Origin of the sequence: Chitinimonas viridis (assembly GCF_030409555.1) — a bacterium.
Lineage (GTDB): Bacteria > Pseudomonadota > Gammaproteobacteria > Burkholderiales > Chitinimonadaceae > Chitinimonas > Chitinimonas viridis.
Genome location: NZ_JAUFPU010000010.1, coordinates 24,409 through 38,678, shown reverse-complemented (window position 1 = coordinate 38,678; position 14,270 = coordinate 24,409). Strand labels below are relative to the sequence as shown.

Here is a 14,270-nt window from a genome sequence, read left to right as displayed (position 1 = left end):
AACAAAAAGCGCCGCAAGGCGCTTTTTGCTGTCACCACCCAGTACATCGCCAGCCATCACCCTCATGGTGAGCCCGCCGCGCTCAGCCCTGCAAGGTCCAAGCACCTCGCGCCAGCCGGTTGGCCAAGTCTATGGCAGGCAATGGCGGGCTGACCAGGTAACCCTGCACCTCATCGCAGCCCTCCTGCTTGAGGAAAGACCATTGCTCCGGCGTCTCCACCCCCTCGGCAATGACCTGCAGGCCTAGGTTGCGCGCCAGGTTGACCACGGCGCGGGTGATGGCGCTGTCGTCCGCATCACCCGGGATATCCATCACAAAGGAGCGATCCACCTTGAGCTTGTCGACCTTGAAGCGCTTGAGATAGCTGAGCGAGGAATAACCGGTGCCGAAATCATCGATGGCCAGTTTGAGCCCCATGGCCTTCAGCGCGGCCAGGGTGGCGATGGTGGATTCCACATCCTGCACGATCACGCTCTCCGTCACCTCCAGCGCCAGCCAGCGGGCATCCAGCCCCGTCTCCTTCAGTATGCCGGTGATATCCTCAGCCAGGTCGCGGCGGTAGAACTGCATGGCGGAGAGATTGACCGCCACCTCGATGGGGGGCAGGCCCTCATCCTGCCAGGCACGATTCTGCCTGCAGGCTTCACGCAGCACCCACTCGCCTATATCGCCTATGAGTCCGCGCTCCTCCGCGATGGGAATGAACTGCATGGGTCCGATCAGGCCACGCTCCGGATGGCGCCAGCGTATCAGCGCCTCGACGCCCACAATGGCCCCGCTGCTCATGGCCACCTGAGGTTGGTAATGCAGCACGAACTCGTCGCGCTCCAGTGCACGGCGCAGCTGATTCTCCACGGCCAGTATCTCGCGCGCCCTGGCATTCATATCGGCGGTATAGAAGCGGAAGGTGTTACGACCATGCTCCTTGGCGTGGTACATGGCCGCATCGGCATTGCGCACCAAGGTGTCGTAATCCTCGCCATCCTCGGGGTAGAGCGCTATCCCCAGCGAAGGCGTCACCACCAGTTCATGCTCATCCACGACAAAGGGACGCGCCAGCCGTTCCAGCACCCGGCTGGCCACATAGCTGGCATCCTCGCCGCTGTCCAGATTGCGTAGCAAGATGACGAACTCGTCCCCTCCCAGCCGGCCGACGGCATCACCGGCACGCAGGGCATCGTTGAGGCGGCTGGCCACTTCCTTGAGCAATTGGTCGCCCACATCATGGCCTAACGAATCGTTGATGGTCTTGAAGTGATCCAGGTCCACAAACAGCAGGGCACGGTGCACGCCATGCCGGTGCGCCTCGGCGATGGCCTCCTCAGCCAGTTCACGGAAATACGCCCGGTTGGGCAAGACAGTCAGCGCATCGAAGCGCGCCAGATGCAGAATGCGTTCCTGAGCCGCCTTGGCATCGCTGATATCGCGTATCAGCAGCACCACATCGCCAATGCGGCCCGTCACATCGCGCACCACATTGATCTGGGCCCAGGCCGTAAACACCCCGCCGGACTTGCGCCGGAACGGCACTTCGCCCTGCCAGGCGCCGCCATTGGTGTAGTTCGCGTTGATTTCCTCGTACACCCTGGTTTCTACCGAAGGGTCACGCAATACGCTACTGGGCTGGCCGACGATTTCATCGGCGTGGTAGCCCAGGATATCGGTAAAGGCACGGTTGACCGAAGTAATACGGTTGTCCGGCGCAATCACCATGATGGCTTCGGCCGTGTTGTCGAACACCTTGGCCGCCAGCTCCATGCGTTGGGCCGCCGCCTTGCGCTCGGTCAGGTCGCGCAGGATGCGCCAGATGCCTATGGCGCGTCCATCCACGTCACGCATCAGCACCCCCTTGGCGCTCACCGGCAACAGCCCTGCGCTGGGGCGGTACAGCTCGATCTCATATTCGTTGCAATGACCATCCACCAGCACCCGGTGCTGCATCATATGGTCATCGTAGCTGCGCCAATCCTCCGCCACGAACTGGCTCATGGGCCGGCCAACCAGGGCCGCGCTGGGTACGCCCAGCAGCGCCAGCATGGCCGGATTGGCATCCTGCACCCGGCCATCCATGTCCACCACGCAGATGCCATCGAGGTTGGAGACAAACAGTTCGCGGTACTTGGCCTCGGAAGCCCGCAAGGCCTCCTCGGTCTGCACGCGCTCCACGATATCCTGCTCCAGTGCCTCGTTCTTGTCGTTCAGTTCGCCAAACAGGCGGTGCAGCTCGCCCCTGGCCCACTCCAGCTGCCGGCCCAGATCGCCTATCTCGTCCTCGCGGGTCCAGACGGTACCCGGTGGCGCCTCATGGTTGGTCAGCGCCCGCGCCTGCTCCGACAAGCGCCGCAGTGGTACCAGAAAACGCGAATCCAGCAGCAGCAGGATAAGCAGCAGACTGACGACCAGCATCACACCGATCAGCAGCACGTATTCCCGCCCCTGGGCGGCCAGTCGGCGGCGCAGATCACCGTCATCAAAGGTAATGGTGACCTTGCCTATGATCTGGTCGCCAAAGTGCACCGGGCGGGAGAGGTGGGTCACCACACCCTGCCGGCGCTCAGGCAGGCTGACTGCAATAAAGGGCTCGCCAGGGAAGGTGCCATCCACCTGTACCGATACGATGCGGGCGTCCTTCATGGCGGTGTCCACCAAGGGCTGGCCGGCATTGAGGGAAAGATCCCACAAGGGCTGGCGCAAACCCAGCGCCAGGGTCTCCAGCACCCGCTCCTGCTCGGCCCGGAACTGCAAGGTCAGCTCGTGACGGCGCCACTCCAGCATCAACAGGGTAAAGATGACGCCAGGCGCCAGCAGCCCCACGGCGACAACCAGCACAAATACCTGCCGCAGGCTAAGGTGGGTCAGCCAATGCTTGATGCGCAACCAGGGTGAGGTGGCTGGCACAGTGCTAGTCGAGACTGCTGTATCCAATCGAATCTCCGTACTTGCAGCAGCTGCCGCTAGCGCACCCCACCTGATGGTGGGCGCACGGCACCGCGCGGCAGACAAGGCCGATTCTGCAGTATCTGTCACCCGACCGACAGAAGCAAAACCACCATGAAAAAAAGCCCGGTAAAAACCGGGCTTTTTCTGCTTTCAACCTGGCTATCAGGCTTCGGCGGGTGCTGCAGGTGCGGCTTCATCAGCCAGCGCTGCCTTGATGCTGAGGCGCACACGGCCCTTCTCATCCTGCTCCAGCGCCTTGACGCGAACAATCTGGCCTTCCTTCAGGTAGTCAGCCACATTGTTGACGCGCTCGTTGGCGATCTGGCTCACATGCACCAGGCCATCACGACCCGGCATGATCTGCACGATGGCGCCGACGTTCTTGTCCAGGATCTTGATCACCGGGCCTTCGTAGATCTTACCGATCTCGATTTCAGCGGTGATTTCGGCGATGCGGCGCTTGGCCTCATCGGCACCGTCGCTGGAAACCGATGCGATGGTGATGGTGCCGTCATCCTGGATATCGATCTGGGTGCCGGTTTCCTCGGTCAGGGCACGGATCACGGCGCCACCCTTGCCGATCACATCACGGATCTTCTCCGGATTGATCTTCATGGTGTAGAGGCGCGGTGCGTGTTGCGACACTTCCTCACGGGCGTGGTCCAGCGAACCCTTCATGATGCCGAGGATATGCAGGCGGCCTTCCTGTGCCTGATCCAGCGCCACCCGCATGATCTCCTTGGTGATGCCGTTGATCTTGATATCCATCTGCAGGGCGGTCACGCCCAGTTCGGTACCGGCTACCTTGAAGTCCATATCACCCAGGTGATCTTCGTCACCCAGGATGTCGGACAGCACGGCGAAACGGTTGCCTTCCTTGATCAGGCCCATGGCGATACCGGCCACGTGCGACTTCAGGGGCACACCCGCATCCATCAGCGCCAGGCTGCCGCCACAGACCGAAGCCATGGAGGACGAACCGTTGGACTCGGTGATTTCCGACACCACGCGCATGGAGTAGCTGAAATCTTCCTTCTTCGGCAGCACGGCGATCAGCGCGCGCTTGGCCAGGCGACCATGGCCGATTTCGCGGCGCTTGGGCGTACCGACACGGCCAGTCTCACCGGTCGAATAAGGAGGGAAGTTGTAATGCAGCATGAAGCGGTCGGTGTATTCACCCATCAGCGCATCGATCTTCTGCTCATCCAGCTTGGTGCCCAGGGTGGCAACCACGATGCCCTGGGTTTCACCACGGGTGAACAGCGCCGAGCCGTGGGTACGCGGCAGCACGCCGGTGCGAATCTCGATGGGACGCACGGTACGGGTGTCGCGACCATCGATACGAGGGTAGCCGTCCAGTATCTGGTTACGGACGATCTTGGCTTCCAGGCCGTGGAAGATATCCTTGATCTGGTTGGCACGCAGGGTGTCGGTGTTCTCGTCGATCAGCGCTGCCTTGACCTTGGCCCAGGTGTCGTTGATCTGCGCCACGCGCAGCTGCTTTTGCGGAATACGGAAAGCCAGCTTGAGGCCTTCGTCGGACAGGGCGGCGACCTGGGCCACCAAGGCCTCATCGACCGCAGGCTCCTGCCAGTCCCAGACTTCCGGGTTCACTTCGTCAGCCAGCGCATTGATGGCGTTGATGGCAGCCTGCATCTGCTCGTGGCCGAACACCACAGCACCCAGCATGATGGATTCGGACAGTTCCTGTGCTTCGGACTCCACCATCAGCACAGCCTGGGCGGTACCCGCCACCACCAGGTCCAGCTGCGACTCAGCCAGTTCGGCCTTGGTGGGGTTCAGCAGGTACTGGCCATTGGCGTAACCCACGCGGGCGGCACCAATGGGGCCCTGGAACGGCAGGCCGGAGATGGCGAGGGCAGCCGATGCGCCGATCAGCGCAGGGATGTCCGGATCGATCTCGGGATCCACCGACATCACCGTGGCGACGATCTGGATCTCGTTGTAGAAGGCTTCCGGGAACAGCGGACGGATGGGGCGATCAATCAGGCGCGAGGTGAGGATTTCCTTTTCCGAAGGGCGACCTTCACGCTTGAAGAAGCCGCCGGGGATCTTGCCGGCGGCGTAAGTACGTTCCTGGTAATCCACGGTCAGTGGGAAGAAATCCTGGCCGGGTTTGACATTCTTGGCACCCACCACGGTGACCAGCACCACGGTATCGTCCATGGAAACCATCACGGCGCCGGAGGCCTGACGGGCAATCTCGCCAGTTGCGAGAGTAACAGTGTGCTTGCCGTAGGCAAACGATTTGGAGATGCGATTGAACACGCTTTTCGTCCTTTTCGACTGGTCATGTCCAGCGACCATGACCCATATCCGCCGACGCGCTGAATTCGGTGATTACATAAACCGACGCCGGGGTTCCAGCCAGCTTGCTTGCCGCAGGGCGTGGCCGGAACCACTTCACGCCCAACAGAATACGGAGCAGAGACTCCTGCCATGCGCCCTGTGGCGCATCGCAGCAGTGCCCGGTCCTGAAATGCAAAAAGCCGCTGCAGTTAGCAGCGGCTTTTCTTGAAACGCTTACTTACGCAGACCCAGCTTGGCGATCAACTCGCGGTAGCCATCCAGGTTGGTGCGCTTGTAATAGGCCAGCAGCTTGCGACGCTGGTTAACCATCTTCAGCAGACCACGACGGCTGTGGTGATCCTTGGCGTTAGCCTTGAAGTGGCCGGTCAGGTCGTTGATACGAGCCGTCAGCAGGGCAACCTGCACTTCGGGGGAACCGGTGTCGCCCTGGGCACGTTGGTATTGCTTGACGATCTCGGCTTTTTGTTCGACGGTCACTGCCATTTTGTGTAACTCCACATACTAAAAAGCACCGTTCAGCGGTGCAGACGAGCAAGGCGAGTCGGCTATGCCGCCAACCCCTCCTGGCTTCCTCGCCGCTATCAACTGTGAACCACAGTAGACAGCAATCTGCGCGGAGACAGCACCTGGTCGGTCAATTCAGCCAGCCCCAGAAAGGTCGGCTGCCCGGCACCGGTGTCGCCATAAACGCGCAAGCCGGCGATTATCCCACCATCTGATGGAAAACGCACGGACAATCCGTGGGTTAGCTTATCGGTCTGGGCGGCATCCAGCGTCACGGCAGGCAAATCCGCCAGCAGGCTATCGGCCGGCAGCAGCAAAGCATCGCGCTGTTCTAGCGCGAGGGCCTCGAACTGCTCAACCGTAATCGCATCCTCCAGCCTGAAGCCCGCCGTCTGGGTGCGCCGCAGGCCAATCAGGTGGGCGCCGCAACCCAGCAGCGCAGCAATGTCCTCTGCCAGGGTACGGATATAGGTCCCCTTGCTGCAGCGCACATCCAGCACCAACTCGTCTCCCGCAAAATGCAGCACTTCAATGCCGTAGATGTTGATGCGGCGCGCCTCCCGTTCCAGCGTGATGCCTGCCCGCGCATATTCGTACAGGGGCTTGCCCTCATGCTTGAGGGCCGAGTACATCGGCGGCACCTGCTCGATCTCGCCGACAAAGCGAGCCACCGCAGCATCCACCGCCATCCGGTCGCACTGTACCGGCCGGGTATCCAGCACCTCGCCTTCGGCATCGCCCGTGGTGGTGGTCACCCCCAGCTTGAGCGTGGCGACATAGCGCTTGTCGGCATCCAGCATGCGCTGGGCAAACTTGGTGGCATCGCCAAAACACAGTGGCAGCAGGCCGGTAGCCAAGGGGTCGAGCACGCCGGTATGGCCGCCCTTCTCCGCCTGCAGCAGCCAGCGGCACTTCTGCAGGGCCTGGTTGCTGGAAGCCCCATAGGGCTTGTCCAGCAACAGCACGCCGTGTACCGGTCGCTTAATCCTTTTTATCTGCGTCTGCTTCATCGTCAGCCGGCCCGGTGGTCTGCATGGCTTGGTCTATCAGCTTGTCCAGCGACATGCCATATTCGACCGAGCGGTCGTATTCAAAGTGCAGCTCGGGCATCTTGAACAGCTTGATGCGCTTGGACAGCTCGCTGCGCAGCCAGCCTGCCGAGCGGTTCAGGGTGTACTGCGACTCCAGCTCATCGCCCTTCATCAGGGTGTAGAACACCTTGGCATGGCTCATGTCACGGGTCACTTCCACACCGGTCAGCGTGACAAAACCGATACGCGGGTCTTTCAGCTCCAGGCGGATCAGCTCTGCCAGCTCGCGCTGCATCTGCTGGGCCACTCGATCAGAGCGGGTAAAGTCTTTAGGCATGATGTATGGCCTCGGGCGTGAGAACCAGGTTGCAGCCCCCACGCCATGTTGGATTCTTAAAGTACAACAGGCGCCAAGCCCAGTCGGGCTTCGCGCCTGTCGATGTAGCAGGGCCGGCGCACCGCACGCCCTGCCCACTACGGCTTACAGGGTACGGGCAACTTCGATGATCTCGAAGACTTCCAGCATGTCGCCTTCCTGGATGTCATTGTAGTTCTTCAGTTGCAGACCGCACTCAAAGCCCGCCTTGACTTCCTTGGCGTCGTCCTTGAAGCGCTTGAGGCTCTCCAGCTCGCCCTGGTGGATGACCACGTGGTTACGCAGCAGGCGTACGCCAGCACCGCGCTTGACCACGCCTTCGTGCACCAGACAGCCGGCGATGGAGCCAACCTTGGACACGGTGAAGACCTGACGGATCTCGACCGAACCAATGATCTGTTCCTTCTTCTCCGGCGCCAGCATGCCCGACAGCGCAGCCTTCACCTCATCCACTGCGTCGTAGATGATGTTGTAGTAGCGCACATCCACGCCTTCGTTCTCGGCCAGGCGGCGAGCCATGGCATCGGCACGCACGTTGAAGCCGATGATGACCGCCTTGGAAGCCAGCGCAAGGTTGACGTCGGACTCGGTGATGCCACCCACGCCTGAGTGCAGGATGTTGACGCGCACTTCGTTGGTGGACAGCTTCTGCAGGCTTTGCGACAGCGCCTCGAAGGAGCCTTGCACGTCGGCCTTGATGATGATGGGGAGGTTCTGCACCTCGCCATCGGCCATCGCTGCCATCATGTTCTCCAGCTTGGCGGCCTGTTGCTTGGCCAGCTTCACATCACGGAACTTGCCTTGACGGAACAGGGCGATTTCACGCGCCTTGCGCTCGTCCGACAGCACCATGGCGTCTTCACCGGCATTCGGCACTTCCGACAGACCGAGTATCTCGACCGGAATGGAAGGACCGGCTTCGTTGATGTTCTTGCCGTTCTCATCGAGCATGGCGCGAACCTTGCCGAATACACCACCGGCCAGCACCACGTCGCCCTTGCGCAGGGTACCGGACTGCACCAGCATGGTGGAGACCGGGCCACGGCCCTTGTCCAGGCGGGCTTCGATGATCAGGCCCTTGGCCGGTGCATCCACCGGCGCGGTCAGTTCCAGCACTTCGGCTTGCAGCAGGATGGCATCCAGCAGACCGTCGATATTGGTACCCATCTTGGCCGACACCTCGATGAACTGGGTATCACCACCCCAATCCTCGGGCACCACCTCGTGAGCCACCAGTTCCTGGCGGATGCGCTCGATATTGGCACCCTGCTTGTCGATCTTGTTCACCGCCACCACGATAGGCACCTTGGCAGCCTTGGCGTGGTGGATGGCTTCAATAGTCTGGGGCATCACGCCGTCATCGGCAGCCACCACCAGCACCACGATATCGGTCGCACTCGCACCACGGGCACGCATGGCGGTAAACGCTTCGTGGCCTGGGGTATCGAGGAAGGTAATCATGCCCTTCTCGGTTTCCACGTGGTAGGCACCGATATGCTGGGTAATCCCGCCGGCTTCGCCCGCCGCCACCTTGGCGCGACGGATGTAATCCAGCAGCGAGGTCTTGCCGTGGTCGACGTGACCCATCACGGTTACTACCGGGGCGCGCGGCAGCAGCTCATGCTCCTGCTTCTCGCTGCCATCCAGATAAGTTTCCGGATCATCCAGGCGTGCGGCAACAGCCTGATGGCCCATTTCCTCGACCACGATCATGGCCGTTTCCTGGTCCAACACCTGATTGATGGTCACCATCATGCCCATCTTCATGAGCACCTTGATCACTTCCGCAGCCTTGACCGCCATCTTGTGGGCCAGATCGGCCACCGAGATGGTTTCCGGCACATCGACTTCGCGCGAGATAGGCTCAGTGGGGGCCTGGAAGCCGTGGGCGTTGTTATCGTCACCACCACCGCCCTTGCCACGGCCACCCTTCTTGCCGCTCTTCCAGCCACCAGTGCCGGTATCGCCGCCACGGGTCTTGAGGCCACCACGGCGCTTGGCGCCATCGCCCCAGCCATCCTTGGCGGGTGCGGCGGCCTTCTTCACGTCGGCAGCAGCCGGCTTGGCATCCTTCTTGACCTCGCCCGGCTTGCTGGGCGCGCGGTGCAGGGTATGTTCGGTATTGGCGGGCTTCTTGGGTGCTGCAGCAGCCTCGGCCGCTGCCTTGACAGCCGCTTCCTGCGCAGCCTTGCGGGCTGCTTCGCGGTCCTGCTTGGCCTTGATATCGGCAGCCTGGCGCTCGAACAGGGCGCGCTGGCGGGCGGCCTGAACTTCACGTGCATCCAGCTCAGCCTGACCCAGCACATCGGCGCGCGACAGCGGCGCAGCAGCCGGCGCAGGGGCCGCAGCCTCAACCACGGGGGCCGCTACCGGCTCCACCTTGGGCTCAGGCTTGGCCTTCTCTTCGGCCCTGGGCTTATCTTGCTTGGGCTTGGCTTCCACCTTAGGCTCTGCCACCACGGCAACCGGGGCTTCCACCACCGGCTCGGGCACCACTTCAGGCGCCGCCTCGACCACGGGTGCAGCTTCAACCACCGGTGCGGTCTCCACGACAGCCTCGGCTACCACAACGGTTTCCGCCACGGCAACCGGCTCAGCCACCACGGCCGCTTCAATCACCGGCTCCGCCACATGGGCATCAGCCTCTGGCTGGGCACTCGCCGCAGCCTCAGGCGTCAGCAACACGCGCTTCTTCTTCACTTCCACCTGGATGGTACGGGCCTTGCCCGTGGCATCGGACTTCTTGATCTCGCTGGTCTGCTTGCGCGCCAGGGTGACCTTGGGCTTGTCCATGGCCGAACCATGCACGCTGCGCAGATAGGCCAGCAGTTTGGTCTTGTCCTGTTCGGTCAAGGCGTCATCGACACCGGCCTTGTCCACGCCGGCTGCGCGTAGTTGGTCTAACAGATGCTGCGGCGGCATCCTAAGATCGGCCGCAAATTGGCTAACGTTCATTTGACTCATTCTGGCTCCCGTCTCCTTGCCGTGTCCGGCTTACTGCTGCTCGAACGCCTGGTTTTGCTCAAACCAGTGGGCGCGGGCGGTCATAATCAATTGCTTGGCGGCTTCAGCGTCCATGCTGGTCATCTCGACCAGCTCGTCCACGGCCAGCTCGGCCAAGTCGTCGCGGGTAGCTATGCCATTGCTGGCCAGCGCGCGAGCGATATCGGGGGTCATGCCCTCCAGGTGCTGCAACTCTTCAACGCTGTTCTCGACCTGTTCTTCCTTGGCAATCGCCTGGGTCAAGAGGGCATCACGAGCGCGGCTACGCAGCTCGTTCACCAGGTTTTCGTCAAAGCCGTCGATATCCAGCATCTCGTCGATGGGCACATACGCAACTTCTTCCAGGCTGCCGAATCCTTCCTGCACCAGGATCTCGGCCACTTCTTCATCCACATCCAGGGCAGCCATGAACAGTTCGCGCACCTTGGCGTATTCCACCTCGTGCTTCTGCTCAACCTGCTCCAGCGTCATGATGTTGAGGTTCCAGCCCGTCAGCTCGGCGGCAAGGCGCACGTTCTGACCACCGCGGCCGATGGCCATGGCAAGATTTTCCTCGTCCACAGCCACGTCCATGCTGTGGCTTTCCTCGTCCACCATGATCTTCTGCACTTCGGCCGGCGCCAGGGCGCCCAGCACGAACTGCGCCGGATCGGCCGACCACAGCACGATGTCCACGCGCTCACCAGCCAGCTCACCGGTCACAGCCTGCACGCGCGAACCGCGCATGCCGATACAGGTGCCTTGCGGGTCTACCCGTGGATCGTTGGACTTGACGGCGATCTTGGCGCGCGCACCCGGATCACGGGCAGCACCACGGATCTCGATCAGGCCTTCCTCGATTTCCGGCACTTCCAGCTCAAACAGCTTGGCGATGAACTCAGGCACCGTACGGCTCAGTATCAGTTGCGCGCCACGGCCATCACGGTCGATCTTGACCAGATAGGCACGGACTCGGTCACCGACCCGCAGGTTTTCCTTGGGGATCATGTGCTCACGCGGCAGCTTAGCTTCCAGCTTGCCCACTTCGACGATGGCATTGCCACGCTCGATGCGCTTGATGGTGCCGGTTACCAGGTGCTCCTTGCGATCCAGGAAGTCATTGAGGATCTGCTCGCGCTCGGCATCGCGGATCTTCTGCAGGATCACCTGCTTGGCAGTCTGAGCGCCGATACGGCCGAATTCGATGGGCTCCAGCGGCTCCTCGTAGAAGTCGCCTATCGTCAGCGCCAGGCCTTTTTCCTTCACGTCGGTGATCGCAAACTGACGCGAGGGTTCTTCGTGGTCATTGTCCTCGACCACTTCCCAGCGACGGAAGCTTTCATAATCACCAGACACGCGGTCTATCGCCACGCGTACATCCACATCATCGACATACCGCTTCTTGGTGGCCGAGGCCAGCGCCATTTCCAGCGCGCTGAACACGATGTCTTGCGCTACGTTCTTCTCGCGCGCCAAGGCATCGACCAGCAACAGGATTTCACGACTCATTTCTCGAATACCTCCAACCGTATCGCTTCGGGCACAGGCCCCAATCTCTAAAAACCCCTATCCCGCACAGCATCCGCTCTATCGAACAGATACTCAGAACACCGGCACCAAACGCGCCCGGTCGATCTGCGCCAGGGGCACCGCCACCAACTGGTCAGGGGCCAGCAGCACCTCCACCTTGCCATCGGAGATGCCTTTCAATTCGCCTTGCAGCATCTTGCGGCCACCTTCCAGCGGCACGCGCAACTTGATCTTCACCTGTTGCCCCGCGAAACGGACGAAGTCCGCCTCCTTCTTCAGCGGACGATCGAGACCCGGCGAGGAAATCTCCAGGCGCTCATAGGGCACGTTCTCCACGGTGAACAAGTGGGAGAGATGATTGCTCACCTTCACACAGTCATCCAGCGTGATGCCCGTCGGGCTGTCGATAAACACCCGAACCAAGCCATCCCGGCCGATCTCCAGATCAACCAGCTCATAACCCAGGCCAGGTAGCGTGGTGTCCAACAAACGTTGCATGTCCATAGCGCGCCGCAGAAATGAAAAATGGGCCCTCGAGCCCACTTCAGATACACAAAGAATTGAAATCCCCGCTATTTTAGCGACTTAGCGGCGGAAACGGAACCCCAATAGCATTACTAATACAGCTGTTGTATTGACTGAGCATGTGCTTGGTTGGCACTTGGCGCAACTTTGGCTATTCCGGTACAGTGCCAGCCGGTGGTGCAAGGATGCGGTTGAGCCTTGTGACACGGCTTGCAGCACGGGCTTGCAAGCCCCATGCCGCAAGGGTCAGCCAGTAATAATGATACCGCCCCTGCCCCGACGGGCAGCACAAAGACCAGCAGACACGGAGACAGCAGAGATGGAAAAAATCTGGTTGAACCAGTATCAGTCCGGCGTTCCCGCCGAAATCGACGTCAACGAATTCCAGTCGGCGGGCGAAGTCTTCGAGAAAAGCGCCAAGAAATTCGCTGACCGGCCAGCTTTTGCCAACTCGATCAAGTTCGCCAGCCGCACCATGAACTATGGCGAGGTGGAAGCCGCCTCGCGCGATCTGGGCGCCTACCTGCAGCATGAACTGAAGCTGGGCAAGGGCGAACGCGTCGCGGTCATGATGCCCAACCTGCTGCAATACCCTGTCTGCGTGTTCGGCGTGTTGCGTGCCGGCCTCACCGTCGTCAACGTCAATCCGCTCTACACCCCCCGTGAACTGGAACACCAGCTCAAGGATTCCGGCGCCACCACCATCATCATCGTCGCCAACTTCGCCCATGTGCTGGCCGAAGTCATAGGCAAGACCCCGGTGAAGAACGTCATCGTCACCGAAATGGGCGACATGCTGGGCTTCAAGGGCTCCATCATCAGCTTCCTGCTCAAGCATGTGAAGAAGATGGTGCCGGCCTACAATCTGCCGCAGGCTGTCTCCTTCAATGGCGCCCTGGCCATCGGCCGCCGCCACGAGCTCAAGAAGGTCCCGGTCGGCCACGACGACATTGCCTTCCTGCAGTACACCGGCGGCACCACCGGCGTCTCCAAGGGAGCCATGCTGACCCACCGCAACATCATCGCCAACATGCAGCAGGCCCACGCCTGGCTCAGGCCACTGGTGGAAGAAGGCAAGGAAGTCATCGTCTGCGCCCTGCCGCTGTACCATATCTTCTCGCTGACAGCGAACTGCATGGTGTTCTCCAAGATAGGTGGCATGAACGTGCTGATCACCAATCCGCGCGACATCCCGGCCTTTGTGGAGGAGCTGAACAAGTTCCCCATCACCTGCATGACGGGCGTCAACACCCTGTTCAATGCCCTGACCAACAATCCCGATTTCAAGAACGTCAATTTCCGCACCTGGAAACTGGCGCTGGGTGGCGGCATGGCCGTACAGAAAGCCGTGGCCGAGCACTGGAAGGAGATGACCGGCGTACCGCTGATCGAAGCCTACGGCCTCACCGAGACCTCGCCGGCCGCCTGTATCAACCCCATGAACCTCAAGACCTACAACGGCGCGATCGGCCTGCCGGTGCCGTCCACCGACATCCAGGTACGCGATGCAGACGGCAAGGAACTGGGCTTCGAAGAAGCTGGTGAGCTCTGGATCAAGGGACCGCAGGTCATGAAGGGCTACTGGAACCGCCCGGAGGAAACCGCCAAGGTCATCGATGCAGATGGCTGGCTGGCGACCGGTGACATGGCCATCGTGCATCCCGATGGCTTCGTCAAACTGGTTGATCGCAAGAAGGACATGGTTCTGGTGTCGGGCTTCAACGTCTACCCCAACGAAGTGGAAGACGTGGTCGCCATGCACCCCGGCGTGCTGGAAGTGGCCTGTATCGGCATTCCTGACGACAAGTCCGGTGAAGTGGTGAAGATATTCGTGGTGAAGAAGGATGCCACGCTGACCGACACCGCCGTCATCGAGCACTGCAAGAAGAACATGACAGGCTACAAGGTGCCCAAGTACGTCGAATTCCGCACCGAGCTACCCAAGACCAATGTGGGCAAGATTCTGCGCCGCGCCCTGCGTGACGAAGAGCTGGCCAAGGCCAAGTAAGCCCCGCCACCTACCGGCAAACCCAAGGCAAACCCGCTCTAT

At 61.2% G+C, this 14,270-nt stretch carries 9 protein-coding genes; 1 reads left to right on the top strand and 8 read right to left on the bottom strand.

Annotation, left to right across the window (positions count from 1 at the left end; translation table 11 throughout):
* Nucleotides 1–82 precede the first annotated feature (82 nt).
* The 8 genes from QWZ03_RS12410 to rimP all read right to left on the bottom strand — a co-directional run bounded on the left by QWZ03_RS12410 (nucleotide 83) and on the right by rimP (nucleotide 12,199).
* Nucleotides 83–2,926, bottom strand: a complete 2,844-nt coding sequence (locus QWZ03_RS12410; RefSeq protein ID WP_290333005.1) for a putative bifunctional diguanylate cyclase/phosphodiesterase — start codon at nucleotides 2,924–2,926, stop codon at nucleotides 83–85.
* Between the two features lie 177 nt (nucleotides 2,927–3,103).
* The gene (pnp, locus tag QWZ03_RS12405) at nucleotides 3,104–5,269 is read right to left on the bottom strand and encodes a polyribonucleotide nucleotidyltransferase (protein ID WP_373322413.1); all 2,166 of its coding nucleotides are present in this window, start codon (nucleotides 5,267–5,269) and stop codon (nucleotides 3,104–3,106) included.
* 216 nt (nucleotides 5,270–5,485) lie between these two features.
* Entirely contained in the window at nucleotides 5,486–5,755 is a 270-nt protein-coding gene (rpsO, locus tag QWZ03_RS12400) for a 30S ribosomal protein S15 (protein ID WP_284198187.1), read from the bottom strand.
* Nucleotides 5,756–5,853: 98 nt separating this feature from the next.
* Nucleotides 5,854–6,786 carry a tRNA pseudouridine(55) synthase TruB gene (gene truB, locus QWZ03_RS12395; protein ID WP_290333002.1) on the bottom strand — a complete coding sequence of 311 codons (933 nt, stop codon included), beginning with the start codon at nucleotides 6,784–6,786 and terminating at the stop codon, nucleotides 5,854–5,856.
* Complete coding sequence (gene rbfA / locus QWZ03_RS12390) at nucleotides 6,758–7,144, bottom strand: 30S ribosome-binding factor RbfA (RefSeq protein ID WP_284198185.1); 387 nt, start codon at nucleotides 7,142–7,144, stop codon at nucleotides 6,758–6,760. The genes truB and rbfA overlap by 29 nt, the downstream gene beginning before the upstream one ends.
* 144 nt (nucleotides 7,145–7,288) lie before the next feature.
* Nucleotides 7,289–10,147: a translation initiation factor IF-2 gene (gene infB, locus QWZ03_RS12385; protein ID WP_290333001.1), complete on the bottom strand. Its 2,859-nt coding sequence runs from the start codon at nucleotides 10,145–10,147 to the stop codon at nucleotides 7,289–7,291.
* Between the two features lie 30 nt (nucleotides 10,148–10,177).
* The gene (gene nusA, locus QWZ03_RS12380) at nucleotides 10,178–11,674 is read right to left on the bottom strand and encodes a transcription termination factor NusA (protein ID WP_284198183.1); all 1,497 of its coding nucleotides are present in this window, start codon (nucleotides 11,672–11,674) and stop codon (nucleotides 10,178–10,180) included.
* 93 nt (nucleotides 11,675–11,767) lie between these two features.
* Complete coding sequence (gene rimP, locus QWZ03_RS12375) at nucleotides 11,768–12,199, bottom strand: ribosome maturation factor RimP (RefSeq protein ID WP_308447086.1); 432 nt, start codon at nucleotides 12,197–12,199, stop codon at nucleotides 11,768–11,770.
* A gap of 340 nt (nucleotides 12,200–12,539) precedes the next feature.
* Here rimP and QWZ03_RS12370 point away from each other — a divergent pair, with 340 nt between their 5' ends.
* The gene (locus tag QWZ03_RS12370) at nucleotides 12,540–14,228 is read left to right on the top strand and encodes an AMP-binding protein (protein ID WP_290333000.1); all 1,689 of its coding nucleotides are present in this window, start codon (nucleotides 12,540–12,542) and stop codon (nucleotides 14,226–14,228) included.
* Nucleotides 14,229–14,270: the final 42 nt, after the last annotated feature.